Source organism: Vibrio coralliilyticus ATCC BAA-450 (genome assembly GCF_000176135.1).
Lineage (GTDB): Bacteria > Pseudomonadota > Gammaproteobacteria > Enterobacterales > Vibrionaceae > Vibrio > Vibrio coralliilyticus.
Genome location: NZ_ACZN01000017.1, coordinates 624752 through 649034, shown reverse-complemented (window position 1 = coordinate 649034; position 24283 = coordinate 624752). Strand labels below are relative to the sequence as shown.

Below are 24283 nucleotides of genomic sequence, written 5' to 3'. Positions count from 1 at the left end.
AACGTAAGGCAGGATATATGATGTCAACGACTAACCTTCAGGGCCTAGATAAACTGGATCGGAAAATTCTCTCTAACCTTTTATCTAATGGCCGCGAGTCAATCGCTAACTTATCGCGTAACATTGGCTTGTCGCGCACCGCAGTTACCGAGCGCATCAACCGGTTGGAAAAAACCGGTATCATTAAAGGCTACACCGCACAGATCAGAGTTGAGCAAGAAGGCAGAACAGCAGCAAGTTACTTGCTGATTTCATGTGAGAAAGGCAAAAAGAATAATGTGACGGAAGCTCTTAGAGAGATTCCAGAGGTAAGGCTGACGAGTATCGTGGGAGGATCTTATGACATTATTGCTCTCATTGAAGCGCCAGATCTTCAGTCGATATATACCCTGTGTAACGAAATAGAGTCGTTTAACGGCATTCAGTCATTAAACAACACCGTAGTACTGCATCAAACTATTCAACGTTAATCTTTTTCGAGATTTGGGCCTGAACCATTAAAACAAATCCCGTGATTCAGTGTTTTTATCACCAACTACAAAGGACTTATTTATTTGGACAAGTGCGCGTACAGGGACGTACTCGCAATAGCATTCACAAGGATGGAGGAATGAAATGACAACAGCTGCAAATTCGCTAAAAAAAGGGAATGTGAGGTTCCCCGTAACGGAATCATTGTTGTTGCTGGTTGCGATATTTTGGGGGACGAGTTACGGCCTGACGAAAAGTGCCTTGGCATACACAAGTGTTCTGGTGTTTATCTCGATACGATTTTCGATCACCTTTTTATGTCTGTTACCTGTGGTGATTCGAGACTTTCGCCGGGGATTGAATAAAGACTGGAAGATAGCGATTCCCACTGGTTTTATTCTATCGGCGATTTTTTTCTGTGAAGTGTTTGGCGTTTCCCAAACCTCAGCATCAAACGCGGCGTTTTTGATCAGCATGTCTGTCATTCTGACCGCTTTCGCAGAGCTGTTGATCAATAAAAAGAAGGTCAGTAATACCTTATGGGGGCTAACGGCTTGCAGTGTGGCTGGCGTTTTATTACTGACGAGCGAAGAGAGTGTTGAGTTTTCCCTAAACAGTGGTGATTACTTCATTTTAACGGCAGCTCTGCTCCGTGCATTAATGGTTACTATGACCAAGCGGTTTACGGAAGGTAAGGTGATCACCACATCAACCTTAACATCGCTCCAATCATTAGTTGTGGCATTGGTGGCGATTGTATGCGCCGTCACTTACTTACCTACATCTGAGTTTGTTGTTCCTGCTTCATGGGAGTTTTGGCTAACGGTCATCTATCTCGTCTTGTTCTGTACCTTGTTTGCCTTTTATGTTCAGAACTATGCAGTGCGCCGTACGTCTCCAACGCGCGTATCCTTGCTGATGGGGAGTGAGCCGTTATTCGGCGCCCTATTTGCTATGGCTTGGTGCAGGAGTCGTTCACTACAATGCAGGTTATTGGTGGGGTGTTAATTTTGTTTAGTGTTGTGGTCACGTCGACCAAAGAATCTTAAATAAAAGCGGACTTTACAGTCCGCTTTTTTATTATCGACTTAAGCTAATCTTGTGGCCTAAGTGCTGAATTTCGATAGTGGCATAACCTAGAGTTACCGCTTCAAACTGGTTACTGAGTTCACGAGCATGCTGTGCATCTTTTGCAAGGAAAGAGACTGAGTAAATGGGGCGTACGACACCATTAGATAGTTTCTGCGTATCAAGATAAGAGGAGGTAATAAACCCAGCTTGATTGAGGCTGATGACACGCTGCAAGTCGATGCCTAATACTCTGTCCATTTCAAGCGCTTCTATGCCTTCTTTCCAAGTGATGACAACACCGTAGTTGTTGTAGACAGGCGTGTTATCTAGCCATTTAGATCCCAACATGCGGATGTTACTGATCTTGACCAGCTCCTTTTGGTACATAGGCAAGTCTTTTAGCTTACGCTGTACATCGGCTTCGCTGTCTGCCTCAAGTACGAACCTCAATAACTGAATCGGTTTGCCATCCACTTTGCTTCGAATAACAAACATATCTTTGACAGCTCCTTGCTCAATTAACTCGCCAAATGCGGCTTTTTGTTCTGGTAGCGTTTTTAATACTTGCTCAGCATTGTCTGTGTTCCATGATAGCTCGACGCCATAGTCCGCAGCGAAGACGGTACCTGAAATAAAAAGAGAGATTAAGAGTACGGATGAGCGAATAAATTTCATGTTATTTCCTTAATAGTTTGAAAATGGCTGTATTTGTTATTGCTGTCTGTTGTTATTAAATGAAGTTACCAGCGAGAACGGTAGCTGCGATGGCAACTGCGGCAGGTATCTTGAGCGCTTTCAAAACCTGATTCGGCCATCTTAATGTCTTTGTTCTGGCTCGCTTGATAGAGGTCTTGAAAGCCTTGATCCATTTGTGTGAGCAATTGATTGAATTTGTCTGGTTTACTCCAGATTTCAGGCTTTGCTTTGCTATCTACATGGCTACCTTGCGGAAAAAGAGTCAGCAGCGTTTGACTGTGGTTTGCTAACTTTTGGCTTTGATTTTCAAGCTTTCTCCAATCGGTATCACGGCCATTCAAGGTTTTGTTGACCAGTTTGCTGGTCGATTCAATGCCTTCAAAGGCATTCTGGCGTTCTGTTATCTGCTGACTAAAGTCTTGTGCAATTGCAGTTAAAGGCAGCACCACTGCTAAACCGATGAGTATCTTTTTCATGTGACTCTCTCCTGATTAATCGATCCGAAAGGGATCTTCTTCGTTGATGAAATTAAATTTACACAGCAATAGTTGCAATTGCAACTATTGCTGTGTAAGTTTATGCAAAGATTAGTTCATCAACAATACCGTCGAGGTGGAAAATGAAAGTTTGGGATCTGGCGACACGCCTTTATCACTGGTTACAAGCTGTTTTGTTTATTGCATTAATGGCGTCTGGGTTTTCAGGTAACGGCCCGCATGTACAACTCGGGTTAGCCTTGTTCACCCTTATTCTTTGGCGATTAATTTGGGGTTATGTGGGTAGCGAAACCAGCCGTTTCAGGCAGTTTCTACGTTCACCTAAAGTAGTTGTCCGCTATATGATGGGTAGGGCAAGTGCACAACCTGGCCACAATCCAGCGGGTGGGTGGATGGTTGTGGCTATGATCACGGCATTGCTTCTACAGTGCGTTTCTGGTTTGGCGTTAGCTGGGATGTTAGACAATTTGCCTCTGGCGGAGATTTGGCTAACGGATGGCTTATTCAATATGCTGGAAGTGGTGCATTTAACCTTGGCTAATGTTCTTCCGGTTTTGATCGCGCTGCATGTAGGGGCAATTATTGTTTATAAACTGCGTGCTAAGCCGTTAACTTGGGCGATGGTCACTGGTGTTCAGAAAGGCGTGTTTGAGTATCCGGCTCTTCTGTTTGTTTCTCAACTTCGAGCTTTGCTAGTGCTAGTTATAGCTACATCAGTTACCATGACAATTATTGCCTTTTCTTTGTAAATTTACTGGTTGAGAGAACTCGTCGATGAGTGAGACGTTTGATAGACAAAGCAGCTTTGGCTGGTTGATCAATGTGGTGGCGAATGATGCTGCAAAAACCTTTGATACGGAACTAAAAAAGCATGGATTAACACTTGCCCTTTGGCCAACGCTTATGTGTTTGTGGGAAGAGGAAGGCGTGACCCAGCGCGATATCGCTCAGAATCCAAAGTGGAAAATTCAACTACGACACGCACTCTTGATAAGTTGGAAAATTTAGGTCTGGTTAAGCGTCAGCCTGATCCTAATAGCCGTCGCGCTTTTCGTATTTATCTGACTGATGAAGGAAGAGCGTTAAAGGAAACCTTGGTTCCTATCCCTATGGCGATCAATCAAAAGCTGCTTAGCTCGCTTGATCCTGAAGAGCGTGATGAAATCATCCGCCTGCTGCAAAAAATGGTCGCCGCTGTTTAAGGGAAGAGAACTGATGACGAAGCCACTAAATGAGTGCATTGTGCCTATGTATCCAACGATACAAGCGTTGGACGTTAATGCATTGGAGCCGGGAGAGCATAAGTTCTGGTTTGCGGTTGCCACAGATGCCATTGGTCATCCACAGACATTGCCTGTACGTGTGTTTAAAGGTGATAAACCGGGTAAACGTATCATGATTACCGCAGGTGTTCATGGTGATGAGCAAAACGGAATTCTAACGGCACAAAAACTGGCGCGTGAGTTGGAAGGTCAGTCTATCTCAGGCTGCATTACCATAGTGCCTACTGTTAACCTTTCTGGAATAGCAAGGCATAGTCGAGACTTTCATTCTGCTGCCCCCGATAGCTCATCCGCTAACCTTAACCGCGTCTTCCCAGGTAATCCAAATGGCGATGACGCTAGCCGCTATGCCAATAGCCTTTGGGAGAACTTGCTGAAACCCAATGCGGATTTGGCCATCGATCTCCATTCTCAGACCAGTGGTTCGGCTTATCCTTTATACGCTTTTGCTGACTATCGATTGGATGATTCGATTCGAATGGCAAGACTCATCAATCCCGATGTGATTCTCAATGATCCCGGAGACCCGGGGATTTTGGAAACGGTTTACAACCGAGCTGATATTCCATCCATCACCATTGAAGTTGGGATAGGTCGATACACTGACTTGGAGATGATTCAGCGCGCGACCACGGGAGTACAGAATGTTCTCAAGGATTATCAGCTTATAGAAGGCGATGTTGTCGATCTGGATCACCCTTGTGTGGAAGGCGAGCGAATCACCAGTGTTCGGGCTGAGCAAGGCGGTTTCGTTATTTGCCATGTTGAGCTGATGGATTTGGTTGAAGCAGGGCAGAAGCTGGCCACTCAATACAACAGCTTTGGTGATGAGATCCAGACGTATTACTCACCAATCAAAGCGACTGTGATTAGCCACAATGTTGAGTCGGTTCGTGCTCCGGGGTCATTGGTTGTTCGGTTGATTGATTAGTTATCAATGAGGGTCTTACCATTTATGTGGTTTTTGCCTGAACGACAATATTTAACAGTGATGAAATTATATTATTAAGAATTGCTGTTTTTTCGTATTAAATTGTTTCAAAGGGCGATTTTTAGTTCTTTTATAGTTGAACATACTAACTAATTGTGTGATGTTTTATGCGTTTTTAAACTATAAATATTCATAAAATGTCACACGCTCAAACACAACAATCTGGGGTAGAAAAAGCCCAAACCTGGCAGATGCCGGACACTTTAGTTCTCATCTTTATTATCGGTATCTTCGCTGCCATTCTCACCTACTTTGTACCCGCTGGCTCATTTGAGAGCCAGGAAGTGGCCTACATCGCGGACGGAGTAGAAAAAACACGTTCAGTCATCGACCCTGAATCTTTCTCTTATGAGAGGGATGAGCAAGGGGAACTGGTGTACAACAGCGTTGGTTTTTTTGCATCGGGTGGCGGTATTGGCCTGATGAACTTCCCCTTTGAAGGGCTGGTTTCAGGTTCTAAATGGGGCAGTGCTATTGGCGTTATCATGTTCATGTTGCTTATCGGTGGCTCGTTTGGTGTGGTCATCCGCACTGGCACGATAGACAACGGTATCCTCTATCTGATCGACAAAACAAAGGGCAGCGAGATCTTATTCATTCCAGTGCTGTTTCTGCTGTTTTCTTTGGGCGGAGCCGTTTTTGGTATGGGCGAAGAAGCGGTCGCTTTTGCCATTATTATCGCGCCATTAATGGTGAGATTGGGTTATGACAGCATCACTACCGTAATGGTCACCTATGTCGCGACCCAAATTGGTTTTGCGACGTCTTGGATGAATCCATTTTCCGTTGCAATTGCACAAGGTATTGCCGGAGTTCCGGTGCTGTCTGGGATGACGATGCGAATGGTCATGTGGGCAGGCTTCACCCTACTAGCTATTGGTTTTACCATGGCTTATGCATCGCGAATTAAAGCGAACCCAAGCAAATCGATCACCTACAACACAGATGCTTACTTTAGAAAGCAGGATTCATCAGACCAACCAGCGGTAAAATGGACATTTGGTGATACATTAGTGCTGCTAACCGTGGTTGGCACAACAGCTTGGGTTGTTTGGGGGGTTGTCGCTCACGCATGGTATATCCCAGAAATTGCCTCTCAGTTTTTCACTATGGGCTTCATTGTGGCGATTCTTGGCACGATCTTCCGCCTTAATGGGATGACGTTAAACGAAGCGTCGGCGGCGTTTAAAGATGGTGCAAGTATCATGCTGGCACCTGCGTTACTGGTTGGCTGTGCCAAAGGTGTATTGCTGATCCTTGGCGGAGGTTCAACTGATGAAGCCAGTGTCCTAAACTCGATTTTAAATAGCGCAGGAAGCTTGATCAGCGGTTTGCCAGATGTGATGGCGGCTTGGCTGATGTATGTGTTCCAATCCATCTTTAACTTCTTTGTGACCTCTGGTTCTGGTCAGGCAGCACTTACTATGCCGTTGTTGGCTCCTCTGGCTGACATCACAGGTGTGACACGTCAAGTTGCGGTATTGGCTTTCCAGCTGGGTGACGGCTTTACCAACATCATCGTTCCGACCTCAGCCTCTCTAATGGCTACGCTGGGTGTGTGTCGCATTGACTGGGGCGTTTGGGTCAAGTTCTGTGGTCGCTTTATGTTGATTTTGTTCGGGCTTTCCAGCATCGTCGTGGTTGCCGCGCACATGGCGGGATTTGCCTAACAAAATTCTAATCTGGTGCTATTCACAACTAGCAACAGAGATTAAAGTAAGCTGTTTTTTCAAGGCGAGTGTATGCTCGCCTTTGTTCTATAAGGAAGTTTGGGTATGTCTGACGTTGCCCCTGTGGTGGAACATTTTCCAATTATTCATTCGCTTGATGTTGATTCACTGCAAGCGGGTGAGCATGCGTTTTTATTTGCCGTTGCTACGGACGCACTTGGCTTGTGGCAACAAATGCCTGTCCGAGTATTTAAAGGTGCGAAGCCTGGTCCAAAAGTCATGATCACAGCAGGTGTTCATGGGGATGAGCAAAACGGTATTGTTACCGCTCTGAAAGTAGCAAAAGCGCTGGTAGGGCAATCGCTGGCAGGTTGCGTTACTATCGTCCCGACCATCAACCTAAGCGGCATTCTTCACCATAGTCGTGACTTTCACACCGTTGATCCGGATGTCTCTTCCGCCAACCTCAATCGCTTTTTCCCCGGAGATAAAGCGGGCAATGAAGCAGCGCGTTATTTAGGTAACCTTTGGCAGCATGTACTTAAGCCTAATGCCGAAATCGCGATTGACTTGCATACTCAAACCACCGGCACCAGCTACCCGTTATACGTGTTTGCTGACTACCGCCTTGAACAGGCCAGGACATTAGCTAAGCTAATGAATCCAGATGTTATTTTGAACGATCCGGGTGAGTCAGGCGTTTTGGAGTCCACTTGGAACCAGCATGGTGTACCAAGTATTACTGTGGAGGTCGGTTCTGGCCGATACCATGATGCTGAAATGGTTGAGCGCGCCGCAGAAGGCGTTCTGAATGTGCTGCGTTATCATAAGGTGTTACCAGGTGAGGTTGTTGAAAATGACTCGTGTCTAGAAGGGAAGCAAGTCATCAGCATTCGGGCGAAGCAAGGTGGTTTTGTAGAGCCACAGGTGTCTTTGTTGCAGAAGGTTGAGAAGGGTGAGTTGCTTGCGATTCAATACAACAGTCTAGGGTTTGATGTCGCAAGTTACTATGCCCCGGAATCTGGCACTGTCCTTAGTTGTAACCTAGAAGCACTGCGTTCTCCGGGGTCTCTCATTGTTCGGATGATTAAGTAAACATCGTTTGGTTCGATGTCTTACACATCCCGTTAACTGCGCCAGCTATTACCGAGTAGCAATGAGACACCGACAGAGACTCCCAATGCAATCAGGATATTAGGTAGGGTGAATCCCCAGATAGCGACACAAACCGCAACGGTCACGATTGCCCAAAGTAATGTTTCTAAAATCCAGGTTCCCATGTTTGACTCCTGCTGTTTAACTTGGGAACAAGGATAGTCGATGGCAGGTTAATTTTTGGTTACCGTCTACGATTCATACTCTTTCTGTAAATCGACTTTGGCTAAATAGGTGTCATCTTTCTGCTGATGAATGAAGTGCCAGCCCTGATTTCGACACACTTTTTCAATCAGAGCCAAGCCAATTCCAAAGGACGTTTCGGTGGACTGTTGACTATCCGACAGCTCTACGGGATTGGAGATGGTAATGTGCTCCTCAGACAATTCAATATGGACAATGCCGTCAGCGCTGTGTTGAAAAGCATTGCGTACTAAATTGTTCAGGACAATTTGGATTAGCGCGAGTGGAACCTGCGTTTGTAAAGAGTCTGAGCTGGCGTCCAACTCTACACTGATGTCTTTGCTTTCAATCAGATAGCGATGACTTTCGATGATCTCACTGGCAAGGTGATTGAAGTTGACGCGGCTGGCTTCGAGTTCCGTCTGGGTATTTCGGCTCATCCATAACAACGTGGTGATGAGGGTTTGCATCGTCGCCACCGAACGTTGGATACGAGCAACCGCTCTTTGCCCGCCTCGCGGCATCGAATCAGACAAGCGCCCAAGCATTTCGCCACTGGCAGACATAATCGAGACGGGTGTTCTTAATTCGTGACTGGCGGCTCTGAGAAAGAATTCCTCGCGGTCGATGGCATCTCTTTCATTGCGGACACTTTCGACCAACTGGTTGGCGAGAAGGTCCACCTCGCGATAGCGAAAGCGTTCTAGTTTCTCTGTCTGATTTAGATCCAGCGTTTCCGACCACTGGGAAAGCACGAGAATGGGTTTCGTCAGGCGATAGATCAATAAGCGAATGATCAGAAAGACCAGCAACAGTAAGCCGCCAATCATGATAAAGGCAGAGTTAAATTGGCTGACCGACTCGGGAGGATTGAGCTCAAACAATTCCAGATAAATGGACTCGTCATACTGAGACACCACATACAAGGTGGCATCGATACTGGGGATATGATGGTAGGCGGCATACAGATATTCGCCCGACGCTGCATCGGTGGCGGGGATATAGCGTTCGTAGATGGCGTCGTTCTCAAAGCTGTTCCAGTCGAAGGCGGTCAGAAACTTCTGCGGGACTTGATTGAAATCGAGGTAGACCTGAAGCGTACTGCTTTGAGATTGAGGAAGTTGCCCAGATTTGAGGTACTCGCTTTCCGCCGCTTTAAGCTCGTAAAGAAAGCCATACTTGGCGGCTTCATACAGCCCCGTTTGATAACTCTGATTGATCATCAGTCCATAAATGGCAGTGAGGCTGATGACGATACCAAAAAGGTAGAGGTAGATATCGCGCTTTATACTGACCCGAGTCATGCCTCCTCCTCTCTGATTGTTACCCCTACGCCGTGCACGGTATGAACCAGCTTACTCTCAAAAGGGGCATCGATAGCCTGACGAAGTTTAAATAGGTGGACTTTGAAGCTATCTGGACTAGGAAGCTCATCTCCCCAGACTTCTTCTTCGAGTTTGGTTTTACTGACGACGTTGGGGCTATTGCGCATCAGACAAACCAACATTTTCCAACACACAGGTGGAAGCTTTAAGGTTTGACCCGCACGAGTGGCTTGATGCTTATCCAAGTCGATACTCAGATCACCGACTTTAAGATAGGTGACGGTACCTTGTGAGCGCCGAATCAGCGCTTGCAGACGAATTTTGAGCTCTTCCATGGCAAAAGGTTTAACCAAATAGTCATCAGATCCAGCAGCAAACCCCGTGACTTTGTCATCGAGTGTATCTCTTGCGGTGAGCATCAGAACAGGAGTACTGACGCCTTGCTCTCTGAGTGACTGACAGACGTCAATACCATCCATTTTGGGCATGTTGATGTCGGTGAGTATGATGTCGTATTGATTAGTTAACGCTAGATTAAGCCCTGCTGCGCCATTGTAGGCAAAATCAAACTCAAAGCCGTCTAGCTCCATATAGTCACTGATGGCTTCGGCCAGATCTCTATCGTCTTCGATTAGCAGGGCGTTAATACTCATGATGCTCTATTTCCTTTGTTGTTCTTGTTTCCATGCCCAGATGGGCGGCTTGACCAGAAGCTGTAGGCGATAACTCCAGCTTGGTGCATGCCACAATTGCTGAATCAGTTTGGCATAGCCGTGGAAGTATACTTTAAATGGATTGACGGAATTAATCCGTGGGTAAACTCCGTATTTCACCTCTTCGTCTTCGCGAGCAAAGGTACCAAACATACGATCCCAAATGATCAGAATACCCGCGTAATTCTTATCCAGATATTGCTTATTCGTCGCATGGTGAACCCTATGGTGTGACGGTGTATTGAAGATGGCTTCTATCGGTCTCGGAAACTTCTTCACGGTTTCGGTATGCAGCAGCGTCTGGAATAGCTGAACAAAGGTTTCGCACATCAGGACCACAAAAGGATTAAAACCAAGCAGTATTAACGGCAAATGGAAAAAGAATGGGAAAAACCAGTCTAGCGGCCCGAAGCGGTAAGCCACGGAAATATTAAAATACGGAGAGCTATGGTGCACGGAATGTGTCCCCCACGCTAAGCCGTTGCTGTGCAAAAATCGGTGTTCCCAGTAGTAGGCTAAATCTGCCAGTATCAAGCAACCCAGAATGGTCCAGCCGGTGATAGGAAGATGGGTCATGCTAAGATTCTCATAAGCAAAGACAAACGCTGCAACATAGGCTAAGCCGACAAAGAATATCGTCACTAAGAGGAAAAACAGTGTCACAAAGTTGGTCGCACTGTCACCCAACATATTCCAGCTTAGTTTCTTTTTGAACGCGTATCGAATCAGCTCGATCAAAAAGATCGCAACGGCAATGAGAACAAAGTTATCGTCCACCCAAGTTTCGGTGAAGATAATGGTCGCCTCAGAGAAAATTTGAGACATAAACTCCATAACGTATCTCCTGTGCCTCTTTATTTATAGTAGACAGACAACTGGCTGGATTCCGGTTGTCCTTGTGAATTGAGGTAGTGGATCTCCACTAAAGCATCGACGGACTTTTGGAAATTAATGCGTCTCCAAGCATCCATGAGTTCCGATTCTGAATGCTGACCTCTATGCATCAGTAGCTCTGCCTCTTCAATGGCAGGGAGTGTGACTAAGTCGCTCGCCAATGGGCTCTTTTCGGTTGGGTAGCCTATGGTGACTTGAGCTTCAGTAAAGTCGCTATTGAGGTCTTGATACAAGACAACGATTCTGTCTAAGTTGTCTGGGAGTTTATCGGGCTCAACTAGCTTGCGATCGAATTCTCGCCACAGCGAAGGTAAGGACTCAAGGGAGATTGTTTTGGTCACTCCACGTAAGTATTGCTGCGGCGTATCGCCTCGTTTCATGTCACGAGAAACATCGCTTGATTCATTTTTGATCTGCGCTTGCTGCTTGCTGTCAGCCATCGCTGGCTGAAGTACAACCAGCCCCCAAACAAAGCCAGTAATCACGGCAGTGGCCAGTATTGAAGCGAACAGTTTCATTTCATCTCCGTCCCATATTTACTGTTGTGTTAAATATGGCGAGAAGAATAAGCGCGAAGGGGTTAACAAAAGGTTACTGCCCAAAACAGCAATCTGGGACACTTTTTCTGGTTAATAATTGGTAATACTGGCGCCACATTCATTTGTGGGGTCAATAATGCTGTTCAATCAACCCATCACACTTCGGTCCGTTATCCGGCTGAGTCCCATTAAAGTCATGTTTACTTGGCTGATGGTTCTGGCTGAGAACGTATTTATGATTTTGCTGCCGCTGTTTATCGGTTTTGCTATTGATGGTGTGCTTAAGCAAAACTTGCAGCCGTTGCTTATGTTTGCAGCGATCTTGTTTGTACTGGTGGTCATCAGCGTTGCACGTCGTTTTTACGATACTCGCGTTTATGGCGGGATCCGAGTGCGGTTGTCCAATTTGGTTGAGCGTAATTTGCGCGGTCAATCGGTATCAGTCAAAGACGCCCGACTGTCCATGTCCCGCGAGCTGGTAGATTTTCTAGAAGAAGATTTACCATCGCTGATTACTGCCGTTGTGCAGTTGGTCGCTACCGTTGTCATTCTCGCCACTTTTCATATCAAACTTGCATTATGCGTATTGATCGCAGGGCTGAGTATGCTGCTGATTTATGCTCTGTTCCATCAAACCTTTACGCGACTTAACGGCGCGTTAAACGATCAGTTAGAGCAACAGGTTCGCGTGCTCAGCGGTCAGCCTTTTGCGGCGATTAGAACGCACTTCGAACGCTTGAAACGCTGTGAAATCAAACTGTCCGATACCGAAGCGCTGGTGTATGGGCTGATCTTTATTGTTTTATTTGCCGCAGTCCTAACCAACCTTTGGATGGTCAATATTCTTACTGATCCTACTGTGGGTCAGGTTTTTTCCATCGTAACTTACTCACTCGAATTCGTGGAAACGGCAGTGATGTTGCCTATCACACTGCAAACCTTGTCGCGTCTGATGGAGATCAGCCAACGACTAAATCAAAACCCCGCTCAATTGGCTGTAGAGGAGAAGCCTTATGAAATTTAAAAAGACTCTTGCAATATTAGCTGGCTGTGGGGCAATTTTCGCGGCATTAGTGGTTGTAGATGTTTTAGAGCCTCAGCCAGTTGTGATTGAGCAAAAAGCGCCGAGCAAAACCCCCGTTTCGGTACTGCAAGTGACGCCGGAAGATCACGATTCCAATTTGACTTTGCTGGCAACAACCACCGCGCGTTGGCCGATTCAACTTAAGGCTTCAAGCAGCGCTCAATTAGAGTGGTTGAATCCCGATATCGAACCGGGCGTACTGGTGAAAAAAGGGACCTTGTTGGCGAAGCTCAATACGAGCGCTTTAGAGTCTAATCTGGCTCAGGCAAACAGCAGTGTTAAGCAGGCAGAGCTAAACCTGAAACAGGCACAGCACGAACAAACGGTCGCGTTAAAAATGTTATCACCGACCAAAAGCTCACCGTTTGCTCGCCGTGAGCCACAGGTGTTGGCAGCCAAGGCAGAGTTGGCGCAGGCAAAACAGGCTTACACCAGTGCAGCAAAGTTGCTTGAGGAAGCAAGTATTGCAGCGCCGTTTGATGCTGTGATCATGCGTCGTAACATCAGCCCCGGTGAATGGTTGGAAGCCGGGCAGGTGACTTTTGAACTCGCCGCCAGCGACTCACTGGATGTCGAGCTGCCTGTTTCGGAAATTCACTGGCAGCAGGTGCAATCCGCGTTGCGTCAGCCTGAGATTAAAATTGTGAATCGAGATGGCAGCGAGTGGCAGGCACAGGTTCGATATCTCTCGCCTCAGGCTGATCCAACCACACGTCAGCGACAAGTGGTTTTGTCTGTTCGCGAACCTTATCAAGGAATGACTCGTTTACTGCCTAATCAACAGGTGAAAGTCATCGTTAGTCTCGGCTTACGGCCTGAAATTGTGACCTTGCCACTCAGTGCGATCACACGAGATGGATACGTCTGGACACTTGATGAGCAGAACCGATTGCAGAAAGAGTGGGTTACGCAAATAGGACAAGCACGTAAACAGGTATATGCCCGCTTTGATCAGGACAGCGCTAAGGCACGTCAGGTGGTGGTGTACCCACTGCTGTCGATGCTACCGGGGAAGCAAGTCGCTCCTCAAGCTGCGCAGATATTGGTTGCGAAGCAGGAGGGTAATCAATGAGCTGGCTGACTAAGTGGTTTATCAACAACCCAGTAGGGGCGAATCTGTTGATGCTTGCGATCATCGCCAGTGGTGTTATGGCGTTTGGTCAACTCCGTGTGGAGTCTTTTCCGCAGATTGCGCCGTCATCGGTTGTGATCAATGTTGCCTACCCGGGAGGTACAGCTAAACAGATTGATGAGAGTGTTACACAGCGAATTGAAGAGTCCATCAGTGGCATTTCCGGTATTAAACAGGTGACCAGCCAGTCTAGCGCAGGAATGTCGAGTGTTGTTGTACGCAAAACCAGCAGCGCCGACCTCAATAAGCTGCTGGATGATGTACGTAACCGAGTGAACGCCATCAATGGTTTTCCTGCTCAAGCTGAAAAGCCTCAGGTGGTTAGAAATGAATTTACTAACTTGGCCGCTTTTGTTGTCGTTTCGGGGCCACGCAGCGATGAGCAACTTCAACCCATCGCAAGACAGGTCGAGCAAGCGCTAAAAAGTAATCCAAAGATTTCTAAAGTATCCAACTGGGGAAGTCGCAAGCCACAACTTATCATTGAACCAGATCCAGCGCAGCTCAAGAAACTGGGTTTGAGTCTGGAAGATTTAGCCAGCACCATCGGACAGATGTCACTTGAATCTCGCACAGGTGAGCTGATCAGTGACAAGGGCCGCATGGTTATCCGTGGTGATGGCTACGCCGATGACGTACAGAAGCTGCGTCGTTTGGCGATCGTCTCTCGCCCATCTGGTACCGTCTATTTAGGTGACATCGCTAAGCTGAGTCGTGGCTATGAGCGTAGTGGCTCCATTGTGCGCAATAATGGCATCAATGCTATCGCTCTGCTGATCAGCACCAGCCAGACCGACAACCTGCTCAAAGTGAGTGATGCAATTAAGGATACCTTGGCGGAGCAACGCAAAATCCTGCCTTCAGACATTGAGCTGAATACCATGGCAGATATGGCGCCCTATATTGAAGAGCAACTGTTCAGGCTCGGTGATAATGCGTGGCAAGGCCTTTTGATTGTTGTGGTGCTACTGGGCATTTTTCTTGAGCTGAAACTGGCATTTTGGGTGGCCGTGGGTATACCAGTCGCTATCGCAGGTACCTTAGGAGCGATGCAACTGGCTAACTACAGCATCAATGACATCACTTTGTTTGGCTTTATTCTGGTATTGGGGATTCTAGTCGATGATGCCGTGGTTGTTGGCGAGGCCATTCACGAGCAGCGAGGCAAACATGCGAGTGGGCGCAAAGCGGCATGGCACGGTGTACACTCGGTTACCGTTGCAACGGTATTTGGTGTTTTGACCACTATTGCGGCATTTTCGCCAATGCTTTGGATTAACAACGATTTTGCCAAGATTCTGGCTGGGTTCTCCGCTGTGGTGATATTTGCGCTGATCTTCTCTCTGATTGAAAGTAAGTTTATTCTGCCATCACACCTAGCGCAGTTGTCCGTGAGTAAAAAATCTAATGGCATTTTCTCTCGCATTCAGTCTGTGGCTCAAGGTGGTTTGGAGTGGTTCAATTTCAGAGTGTATAAGCCCACCTTGGAAAAGGTGTTGGATTACAAACTGGCATCACTGCTGGGCTTTGTCGCCGCTATCGTACTGGCGTATGGCATGTGGTCTACTGGGACGATTCGAAGTGCCATTTTCCCCGAAATCCCCGGTCGATACGTTACCGCGAAAGTTGAGCTAGAAGACGGTGCCCCTTTGCCGTTACAAAAGAAAGCCTTAGATCAAATCGAACAGGCGATGATCAACGTCGAAGACGAGCTGATGCAAGACTACCCGTTGAGCCAGCCACCCGTGGTAAACCTGCTTGCGTGGTCGGGTGGTTATGGAGAGGTGGAAGTGACCGCCGAGCTAACCAGTGAAGCCCTGAGCCTCTTGCCGGGTAATTTACTGACCGATAGTTGGCGTACTCATACTGGGAACATTGAAGGAGCCTATTCAGTTCAGTTTAGTGCGGCTGAAGCGCCTGCTGGTGGAACATTCATCTCGATATCATCCAGCGACCGTGAACTTGCTAAGCGCGTCAGTAGCCAGTTAGTGGACAAACTGGCTGCTTTGCCTGGCGTGGCGGATATTTATGATGATGGTAAAAGCGGCCAGCCTCAGGTGCGGCTAGTGCTGAATGAATACGGTCAACAGCTCGGATTGACGCAAGACAAGTTGGCGCGATTGGCGGGTGAGGCATTTGGTGAGCGAGAAATTCACCGCCTGTTAGAACAAGGCCAAGAAACTAAGGTGCTGTTGCAGTATCCTCGTTCAGAGCGTAAAACCCTCGCTCAGCTTGAGCAGACGATGGTGTTGCTGTCTGAAGGGAAGAGTGTCTTACTCGGTGATATTGCTGAATTTCGTCATGAGCAGGAGCCTCAGATACTCTACCGACGTAATCGTGAGCAAGTGGTAAACCTCTATTGGAAGCAAAACCGAGACGTTCAGGCGCCTGAGCAGACAATGGCTCAGCTCAGCTCTGAGATCAAAACGCTGCATCAGCAGTATCCAGGAGTTCGGATCAAAGCAGGCGGCGAATTTGAAGAGATTGGTGAAGTCTCTGACGGCTTCCGCTCAGCGATGATTTTGACCATTCTGCTGATTTACATCTTGTTGGCGGTTCCGCTGAAGTCTTATTGGCAGCCATTCATCATCATGGCGGTGATTCCATTTGGTTTTGCTGGGGCGATCTTTGGGCACTACTTGATGGATCTGCCAATCAGTTTGCTGTCTATGTTTGGCATGATGGCAATGACGGGAATAGTGATCAATGACTCATTGGTACTGATCACGCGCTTTAATGCAGAATACCGCAGTGGTGTACCGCTAAAGCAGGCATTAGTCACGGCTGGAACCAGTCGCTTGCGGGCCATTTTTCTCACCACGATAACAACAGTATGTGGCTTGTTACCACTACTCAGTGAAACGGCTGAGCAGGCTCAGTATCTTAAACCTGCTGCGGTTTCTCTGGTGTTTGGCGAATTGTTCGCTACTGCGGTGACGTTACTGCTGATCCCTATATTGTTGGGGATGACCAGTCGTAAGGCGCCTAAAGTGATGGAAGATGAGTTGGCGCTTGAGCCTGCATAATGCTGAGCGTAATTGATTTTATTCGGTTGGCGGGCGATAGTGATCCTGTCGCCCCAGTGAGGTCCGTATCAATGTCACAACAAGAGAAACCTGCATTCAAACTGGTGCCTGAAATTGCTTTGTTGGAGCCATTACCTGAGCATCTCAGAAAGCGCTTTGCACATGCATTGAAGCTAATGCATGAAGAACTGGCTGAGCACAGGTCGTGGGAGCAAATAGCAACCGAAAGCGCGATTTCTCCTTATCATTTCCATCGCCAGTTTAGCGAATTGTTTCATGAGACACCGGGGCAGTATCTTAGTCGCTTACGCCTGCAAGTGGCGGTGAATTTGCTGCTCAATGATGAACCTTGGAGTGTGATGGAAATTGCTCACTACTGTGGCTTCTCTTCCTCACAAGCTTTAGGTAAGGCTTTGAAAAGAGAGCTTGGGGTTACCGCGAAACAAATTCGCAAAATGGGTTACGAATCTACACCGCGAGAGACGTCTGAGTTTATTGCTAAGCTTGCTCACCCTGGTACTCAACAATCGATTGAAACTGAATTGGCAGAATCAATGCCGACCGAATTGATTTGGTATCCCAAAAGAGGCATGAAAAAGATTGCTCTGGAAGATCCTGATTGGGATTCGGTTATCGAGCTCTACGGCAAAAGAACAGTCAATTTGCTCGGTGCAACGCCGATAAACCAACTTGAAAAAGTATGGGATCAAATTGAGACGTTCATTGGTGATTGGCAAGTCGACGAAGCTCTCTACGATTTTGTGATTCCTGAAGGGTACTACCTGTGCGCTGAGGTGTATCTGATTTCTGATGTTGCTTACAGTGCGGCTTTAGAAGCGCTGTTTGAGATTGTAGACGAGCAGAAGTTGGAAATTGATGGCAGTGCTTTTTTGATTGAAATGGTTCGTGATATTGAGTTGACCTTAACAGGGGGGGCAACGTTTTCATTTCAGATACCTATTATCCGCTAACTCTATTCATCGGGGCTACTCGAATCACTTTGCTTATGGTTGATGCATAAATAGTCATATTTATGCTCGATATAAAAGTAAGTAATTAAAGAGTCTGTGGTTATTATTAAAGCACGTGCGTACAAAATGCCACCAATTACCTTAGCTCCATAACGTATTGATTTATATTGTTATGCGTTTTTAGTGAATTATTTTTCATTATTTGCTTGAGTGTGAAATCTTTGTCGTTATAATTTCGGCAAAGAGAACTTATTCACTAATTGTGAAAATATAATCATCTAGGGAGCAGTCAGATGAGTGATACACTTTTAGCCGAAGAGAACCACAAAAACAGTCGCAACATATTGATGTTCGCAATTCCGTCTTTGTTGGGCCTTTTCTTTTTCCTTGCACCGTTAACCATTGATGGCAACTTCACCTTTCCGCTAGCGCTGATGGCGAAAGGCGTCAAAGCTATCCTTGGGGATGCGATTTTACCAACAGTCACCGCTGTGATTTGCTTCTCTGCGGTCGCTTCTATTCTTGCCAGTCTCATCAAGCCAACTTTTGTGACTCAATCTGCATTGATGACAAGGCTGTTTGTTCTGACGCCAGTTTGGCTGGTCGTTCGAGTTTTAGGTGCGGTGTTCACTCTTATGGCATTGCATCAGATCGGGCCTGAAGTGATTTGGAACGGCAATACGGGTGGGCTGGTTCTTAATGACCTTCTGCCTTCTTTACTGGTGACTTTCTTCCTAGCCGGTTTGCTGCTACCACTGTTACTCAACTTTGGTTTGCTTGAGTTGCTGGGTACTGTTCTGAGCCGTTTTATGCGCCCAGTTTTCCGTTTGCCAGGTCGTGCTGCGATTGACTGTATGTCTTCTTGGCTAGGTGATGGCACCGTTGGGGTGATTCTGACCAGTAAACAATATGAAGACAAAAAATACACTGCGCGTGAAGCAGCGGTTGTCGCGACTATGTTTTCTCCGGTTGGGATTTCTTTCTCACTGGTGGTATTAACTCAGGTTGGCTTAGAGAATTTCTTTGTCCCGTTCTACTTCTCTATCTGTTTGTCTGGCGTGATTGCCGCGATGGTGATTCAGTATCTGCCACCATTATCGTATAAGAAAGACCTGTACATTGATGGTACTAAGCCTAATCGTAATGACGAATTGGTGCCTGCGGGTCAGTCGGTTATGGGCTTTGGCTTGAAGTTGGCACTGCACAGAGCAAGCAAAGTGAAAAGCCTTGGAGCGGTAGCTAAAGAAGGTGTGCACAACGCACTGGACATGGTAATCAGCGTGCTACCTGTGGTTATGGCGATCGGTACTTTAGGTCTGGTTGTCGCTGAAACGACACCATTATTCTCATTGCTGGGTGCACCGTTCATTCCACTGCTAAATGCGTTGAATGTTCCGGAAGCGGCTGCGGCGGCAGAAACTATGCTTGTTGGTTTTGCTGATATGTACGTACCTTCGATCATTGCAGCGTCGACGATTAATGCTGATCTGACCAAGTTTGTTGTGGCAGCGTTGTCTGTAACTCAGCTGATTTTCATGTCAGAGACTGGTTCTGTAATTCTAAGCAGTAAAGTCCCTGTGAACTTTTTGGAGTTGGTAGCCATCTTCCTGCTAAGAACGCTAGTTACGCTGCCAATCATTGTATTGGTCGCACATTGGATCTTTTGATACGTTGATTGACATTGCTTGATGAATTAGCCCGCTAAGTCTGACTTAGCGGGCTAACTTGTATATGGGCTATTTATCATCAAAGCGGGCATGGTACGGATCCAGCTCATGCCCAAGAGGTTGGGTCAGATCGGTGTATAAGTCCGGTCGTCGTCCACGAATCCAACGTCGACCAGTACACATTTCCAGCTCTGTTGGGTCGAGTTCCGCTATCACCATATCGTCTTCGACACTGTCCGTTTCAGTGATGATCTCGCCATAAGGGTTAAGAATCATCGCATTGCCAGTACGCACTTCATCAACATCGACGCCAACGCCGTTGCTGAATATTAGGAAAAGGCCATTATCGTGAGCACGGGCGGGTAGCCAGCGCATCAACCACTCTCGGCCTTTTCTGCCTTGCATCTCCGATTTGATCGCCTGCGGGTTGGAATCTCTGTTGTGCCATAGTTGAGGGTCAATGAGCCCCATAGCGTTCGGGCTTCTCGAATGGCAGCCGCCTGTCTGGTGGGGGGCTAACAACAAGTCAGCGCCTTTAAGAGCCGTGATGCGAACATTCTCAACCAGATTGTTATCCCAGCAAATCAAAATACCCACTCGCCAGCCGTGAGGCGTATCGACTACCGTGTATTCGTTGCCACTGCTCATGTATTGGCTAACAAAAGTATGCAATTTACGATGTTTAGTGATTTGACCATCTGACATGGCGAGAATAAAGGTGTTGTACAAATTGCCGTCGGCATCAATTTCAATCAGGCCAGCACCAATGGTGATTCCCGTTTCTCGTGATAGCTCCAGCAAAGCCTGACTGGATGGGCCGTTAGGCACAGCTTCTGCCTGTTGTTCAATCTCATGGCGTTCCAGTGTGTTGAGGTGCCAGTAGCCGCTGATGCACATTTCTGGAAAGGTAATAAGTTCTACGCCCTGAGTTTGAGCATCATAAACAAACTTTTTGATTGTCGAAAAATTGTACGCTTTGTCTCCGGCGTGATGGTTAAATTGAACCGATGCCACTTTCAGCTTCTTCATTGTGATCTCTCCAGTTAAGTAACTGACATCGAGTTTAGATATCTTTATCAATTCCATATAATGAAAGATATTCGACATTCAATGAGTAATTGGAATGGATTTGGAGCACCTGAAAGCTTTCTGTGTATTGGCAGAGAGCAAGAACTACCGCTTGGCATCGGAGCGTCTGTTCATCACCCAGTCAGCGCTAACGAAAAAGATTCAGCGCTTGGAAGAGAAGACGGCTGCTCGTCTGTTTGAACGAGGCAGGCATGGTGCAGTACTGAGTGCCGCGGGGCAGACCCTGTTGCCTGAAGCTAAACAACTGGTCGAACGGTTCGAGCAGTTTCACCGACTGTCTGAGCTCGTTTCTCAGGGCGTAGCTGGACATCTCAACATTGGCTTTGGTATTTCGACATATCATCAGGCACCGCACTGGGTGGCACAATTTAAACAACGTTATCCCGATGTCAGCATGACGCTCAATGACATTCCTTCTCAAACTCAGTTGGAGAAATTGAATAGCGGTGAATTGGATTTGAGCTTCAATCGAATACCTGATGAAGGCAGATACGATGCAGTAGCGCTTTATTCTGATCAGTTGGTTGTGGCTGTCCACGAGAGTGAGCACTTGGATGAAGGCAATCTCTGGTGTTCGTTGCGAAACATGCATTACCTCAAATTGGCCTCCAATCGTGGCCCCGGGCTCAATCTTCAGATTGAACGTTACTTGATGAGTCAGCACCAAAATTTAGCCGCGGATCAAGAAGCAGATGATATTTTAACTTTGCTGGCATTAGTGTCTGCGCGGCTTGGATACACCATTATGCCGAAAAGTGCTCAGCAAATTCATAGCCCAAGCGTACGTTATATACCCTTAGGTGGTGAGTATACCAGTTGGCAGGTTGGGTTGGTTTGGCAGCGAGACAATAGCAATCCACTGGTGTCTCGCTTTGTTGATCTGGTTAAATCGCGCTGATTAACACAACTCAACTTCGACGTCGGACTGAATTTGGCTCGAACACGCTAAGGTATAACCATTGGCGAGATCTTCTTCAGTCAGCGTTTCCGTACTGGTGCGGCTGACTTCGCCCTTAATCACTTTACATTTGCAGGATCCACACATGCCGCTGCGACAGGCGATAATAATTGGCACCCCGTTTTCTTCCAGCACGTCAGCTAAGGTAGCGCCTTGGCTGATTTCTTTTGATACGCCAAACGCTGGCACTTCGAACTGAACAACACCATCTGACGAGCTTTCATTATGAGCTTCGATAGGGGTAAAGCTTTCCTGATGGAATTGCGCCGCCTCAACGCCCAGTGCCAACGCGTTGCTCTCCATATCCTGCATAAACAGAGTTGGTCCGCAGAGATAAACTGTGCGTTGGTTAAGGTCTGGGCAGAGTTTGGCTAACCACTCTCTGTCGAGCCGTCCTTGCGGGTGGCGTGTGCCTGTATTGTCTTTAAGCAGTAACTTCAGGTGGAAATTTGGGTATTGCGCATCCATGGACTCCAGCTCATCAAAGTAGATAGTCTGAGCAGCGCTTTTCGCCATGTGAATAAAGGTTATCTCGACGTCTGCTTTGGTTTTCAGCCAATGTTTTGCCATCGACATGACAGGTGTGATGCCGCAACCTGCACTGAGCAAAGCCACTTTATGCATCGGTGGGCAATCGATGCTGTTGAATGGTCCAGTCGGCGCCAGTGCCAAGACGCTATCTCCGGAATTGAAGTGGTCAATGATGTAGTTGGATACCAAGCCATTCTCGACTCGTTTGACGGTCAATTTAAGATGCGATTCCCCCGGTAACGAAGAAACAGAATACGCGCGGTATTCCACCTTGCCGTCGAACTCAAAACCTAACGAAATAAACTGACCCGGTTTGAAATCAAATCCATTTGGTAGGGGAGTATCAGAGGTCAGAGTCAAGCTGACGGTATCCGATGTTTCCTGCCATTTATCAACACAACGAAGTCGGGCGGGTTGGTTGTTTTGCCATTCGCGAATCATAATTCCTCACAAGTAAAAGAGCCCAGCCAAACAAACTGACTGGGCTATCAAAAGGCAGGGATTAAGCTGCTAGGATAGTTTTCAGATCGTCTTCAACATTGCCGATGCTGCGCATGTCGAATTTGTCCTGAATGATTTGGATGAGGTTATCGGTCAGGAATGCAGGTGCGGTTGGGCCTGTATAGATGCCTTTCACACCTAAAGCAAACAGAGTCAGCAATATCACGATGGCTTTCTGCTCAAACCAAGACAGCACGAGTGTTAGCGGCAGTTCGTTGATGTCGCAGTCAAATTCTTTCGACAATGCTAGGGCAAGCTGAATGGCTGAATAGGCGTCATTACACTGGCCAACATCCAGTAAGCGCGGGATACCGTTGATGTCGCCAAACTGATTTTTGTTGAAGCGGAACTTACCACAGGCCAGTGTCAGGATCAGAGTATCTTCAGGCGCGCTAGCGGTGAAGTCGGTGTAGTAGCTACGTTCTGCTTTGTCGCCGTCACAACCACCAACTAAGAAGAAGTGCTTAATGTTCCCTTCTTTGACCTGCTCAACCACTGCTGGGGCTGCACTCATCAACGCATTGCGACCAAAGCCTACGGTGATCATGTGTTCAATTTCATCGTGTTGGAAACCGTCTTGCGCCAGTGCACACTCAATCACCTGACTAAAATCATCACCTTCAATGTGTGCAACACCCGGGCCAGCCAACGATGCTACGCGTGAACAAGCGATCTGAGTACTGACCCATGTTCGGGTTCAACAGACAGTTAGACGTCATGACAATCGCGCCAGGGAAGTTAGCAAACTCTTTCTGCTGGTTTTGCCATGCGCTGCCGTAGTTGCCGACCAGGTGCGGGTATTTTTTCAGCTCAGGATAACCGTGCGCAGGGAGCATTTCACCGTTGGTGTAAACGTTGATTCCGGTTCCTTCGGTTTGCTGAAGAATTTTCTCTAGGTCATGCAGGTCATGCCCCGAAACCAAAATACATTTGCCTTTAACTGGTTTAACGTTGACCTGAGTTGGCTCTGGGTGGCCGAAAGTAGTGGTTTCACCAAGGTCTAGCATTTCCATAACTTTGTAGTTCATCAGACCAATACGCATTGAACATTCAAGCAAAGCGTTAAGATCTTCTGGATCAGTGCCTAGCCACGCCATGATTTCATGATACTCAGCGTAAATATCGTTATTGGTTTGCTCCAAGACGCGTGCGTGTTCCATGTAAGCGGCAGCACCTTTCAGGCCGTAAAGGCACAGCAGACGTAAACCAATCACATCTTCACTGATCTCCTGATAGCCACGGTTGACCGCAACCTGAGGAGCAAATTCGAGGATCGCTTCAGCACTCGCTGGTAACTCGAAATTAGCGACTTTAGGTGCGGGCTCAAGTTCAACGTCAGCCAGTTTTGCCGCAGCGAGTGTCTGCTCTTTTAGTCGGGATTTAAACTGCGCAGCCTGTGCAGCGAGTTCAAGAATACGTTCGGGGTCGAAATTCACATTGGTTAAGGTCGAGAAGAAGGCTTTTGGCGCCCATTGATTAACTTCGTCATCAATAATGTCAAAGCGACGAGCTTGTTCTGCCCAGTACGAAACACCTTCAAGGGTATAGACCAGTACATCTTGTAGATCGGAAACTTCAGATGTTTTGCCACACATGCCTTGGGCGAAAGAACAACCTTTAACAGTTGGGGTTTGAATAGTCTGTTCACATTGAATACAGAACATTGCGCTTCTCCAGTAATAGTCTTTATGCGGTCACGCCGCTTGGATTTGTTTAGCGCTATAACTGCAGAGAGCGTGCCACTATTTAAATATTTGATACTTAAAGAATTTACCTTTATTTGGATATGGGGATGTTGTCTAGATGACAACGGTGATGATGTAAATAACACATCAA

Annotated in this window: 20 protein-coding genes and 3 pseudogenes; 13 read left to right on the top strand and 10 right to left on the bottom strand. The window is 47.1% G+C overall.

The features are described 5' to 3' along the window. Positions 1–17: 17 nt before the first annotated feature. Positions 18–470, top strand: coding sequence for an Lrp/AsnC family transcriptional regulator (locus VIC_RS18080; RefSeq protein ID WP_019274291.1), 453 nt, complete (start codon positions 18–20; stop codon positions 468–470). A gap of 145 nt (positions 471–615) precedes the next feature. Beyond that, positions 616–1520 (top strand): annotated as a pseudogene (locus tag VIC_RS18075) (DMT family transporter). A gap of 31 nt (positions 1521–1551) precedes the next feature. Here the strand turns inward: VIC_RS18075 and VIC_RS18070 are convergent. Beyond that, the gene (locus VIC_RS18070) at positions 1552–2217 is read right to left on the bottom strand and encodes a hypothetical protein (protein WP_006961551.1); all 666 of its coding nucleotides are present in this window, start codon (positions 2215–2217) and stop codon (positions 1552–1554) included. Between the two features lie 65 nt (positions 2218–2282). Next, the gene (locus VIC_RS18065; protein ID WP_006961549.1) at positions 2283–2714 is read right to left on the bottom strand and encodes a c-type cytochrome; all 432 of its coding nucleotides are present in this window, start codon (positions 2712–2714) and stop codon (positions 2283–2285) included. A 143-nt stretch (positions 2715–2857) separates the two neighbouring features. Between VIC_RS18065 and VIC_RS18060 the strand changes: the two genes are divergently transcribed. The 5 genes and pseudogenes from VIC_RS18060 (at position 2858) to VIC_RS18040 (ending at position 7774) form a co-directional block, all read left to right on the top strand. After that, on the top strand, positions 2858–3484 hold the full coding sequence (locus tag VIC_RS18060; RefSeq protein ID WP_006961547.1) for a cytochrome b/b6 domain-containing protein: 627 nt from the start codon (positions 2858–2860) through the stop codon (positions 3482–3484). 25 nt (positions 3485–3509) lie between these two features. After that, positions 3510–3937, top strand: a pseudogene (locus tag VIC_RS18055) (MarR family winged helix-turn-helix transcriptional regulator). Between the two features lie 13 nt (positions 3938–3950). Further along, positions 3951–4949, top strand: coding sequence for a succinylglutamate desuccinylase/aspartoacylase family protein (locus tag VIC_RS18050; RefSeq protein WP_006961545.1), 999 nt, complete (start codon positions 3951–3953; stop codon positions 4947–4949). Positions 4950–5200: 251 nt separating this feature from the next. Continuing rightward, complete coding sequence (gene yfcC, locus VIC_RS18045) at positions 5201–6679, top strand: putative basic amino acid antiporter YfcC (RefSeq protein ID WP_039952265.1); 1479 nt, start codon at positions 5201–5203, stop codon at positions 6677–6679. Positions 6680–6784: 105 nt separating this feature from the next. Further along, positions 6785–7774, top strand: a complete 990-nt coding sequence (locus VIC_RS18040) for a succinylglutamate desuccinylase/aspartoacylase family protein (protein ID WP_006961540.1) — start codon at positions 6785–6787, stop codon at positions 7772–7774. 32 nt (positions 7775–7806) lie between these two features. Here VIC_RS18040 and VIC_RS26890 read toward each other — a convergent pair whose 3' ends face one another. The 5 genes from VIC_RS26890 to VIC_RS18020 form a co-directional block, all read right to left on the bottom strand. Next, a complete protein-coding gene (locus VIC_RS26890) occupies positions 7807–7959 on the bottom strand; it encodes a hypothetical protein (protein WP_006961538.1) in 153 nt (50 codons plus the stop codon). Positions 7960–8025: 66 nt separating this feature from the next. Further along, positions 8026–9321: a sensor histidine kinase gene (locus VIC_RS18035; RefSeq protein ID WP_006961536.1), complete on the bottom strand. Its 1296-nt coding sequence runs from the start codon at positions 9319–9321 to the stop codon at positions 8026–8028. Beyond that, positions 9318–9995 (bottom strand): response regulator transcription factor, encoded by a 678-nt coding sequence (locus VIC_RS18030; RefSeq protein ID WP_006961534.1) that lies wholly within the window; start codon positions 9993–9995, stop codon positions 9318–9320. The genes VIC_RS18035 and VIC_RS18030 overlap by 4 nt, the downstream gene beginning before the upstream one ends. Before the next feature lie 6 nt (positions 9996–10001). Further along, positions 10002–10889, bottom strand: coding sequence for a sterol desaturase family protein (locus VIC_RS18025; protein WP_006961532.1), 888 nt, complete (start codon positions 10887–10889; stop codon positions 10002–10004). 20 nt (positions 10890–10909) lie between these two features. After that, positions 10910–11467, bottom strand: a complete 558-nt coding sequence (locus tag VIC_RS18020) for a hypothetical protein (RefSeq protein WP_006961530.1) — start codon at positions 11465–11467, stop codon at positions 10910–10912. Positions 11468–11624: 157 nt separating this feature from the next. Here VIC_RS18020 and VIC_RS18015 point away from each other — a divergent pair, with 157 nt between their 5' ends. The 5 genes from VIC_RS18015 (at position 11625) to VIC_RS17995 (ending at position 19368) form a co-directional block, all read left to right on the top strand. Further along, positions 11625–12512 carry an ABC transporter six-transmembrane domain-containing protein gene (locus VIC_RS18015; RefSeq protein WP_050778638.1) on the top strand — a complete coding sequence of 296 codons (888 nt, stop codon included), beginning with the start codon at positions 11625–11627 and terminating at the stop codon, positions 12510–12512. Further along, positions 12502–13644: an efflux RND transporter periplasmic adaptor subunit gene (locus VIC_RS18010; RefSeq protein ID WP_006961528.1), complete on the top strand. Its 1143-nt coding sequence runs from the start codon at positions 12502–12504 to the stop codon at positions 13642–13644. The genes VIC_RS18015 and VIC_RS18010 overlap by 11 nt, the downstream gene beginning before the upstream one ends. Next, positions 13641–16730 (top strand): efflux RND transporter permease subunit, encoded by a 3090-nt coding sequence (locus VIC_RS18005; protein ID WP_006961527.1) that lies wholly within the window; start codon positions 13641–13643, stop codon positions 16728–16730. Before VIC_RS18010 ends, VIC_RS18005 begins: the two co-directional genes overlap by 4 nt. A 71-nt stretch (positions 16731–16801) precedes the next feature. Next, complete coding sequence (locus VIC_RS18000) at positions 16802–17701, top strand: helix-turn-helix domain-containing protein (protein WP_006961526.1); 900 nt, start codon at positions 16802–16804, stop codon at positions 17699–17701. A 293-nt stretch (positions 17702–17994) separates the two neighbouring features. Further along, positions 17995–19368 carry a YjiH family protein gene (locus VIC_RS17995; RefSeq protein ID WP_006961525.1) on the top strand — a complete coding sequence of 458 codons (1374 nt, stop codon included), beginning with the start codon at positions 17995–17997 and terminating at the stop codon, positions 19366–19368. A 69-nt stretch (positions 19369–19437) separates the two neighbouring features. Here VIC_RS17995 and VIC_RS17990 read toward each other — a convergent pair whose 3' ends face one another. Further along, positions 19438–20397 (bottom strand): nitrilase family protein, encoded by a 960-nt coding sequence (locus VIC_RS17990; RefSeq protein ID WP_006961524.1) that lies wholly within the window; start codon positions 20395–20397, stop codon positions 19438–19440. A 94-nt stretch (positions 20398–20491) separates the two neighbouring features. On the opposite strand from VIC_RS17990, the gene VIC_RS17985 reads away from it, so the two are divergent. Beyond that, positions 20492–21355: a LysR family transcriptional regulator gene (locus VIC_RS17985; RefSeq protein ID WP_006961523.1), complete on the top strand. Its 864-nt coding sequence runs from the start codon at positions 20492–20494 to the stop codon at positions 21353–21355. On the opposite strand, the gene VIC_RS17980 is transcribed toward VIC_RS17985, so the two are convergent. Next, positions 21356–22387, bottom strand: a complete 1032-nt coding sequence (locus VIC_RS17980) for an FAD-binding oxidoreductase (RefSeq protein WP_006961522.1) — start codon at positions 22385–22387, stop codon at positions 21356–21358. A 61-nt stretch (positions 22388–22448) separates the two neighbouring features. Next, positions 22449–24111: pseudogene (hcp, locus tag VIC_RS17975) on the bottom strand (hydroxylamine reductase). Between the last annotated feature and the right edge of the window lie 172 nt (positions 24112–24283).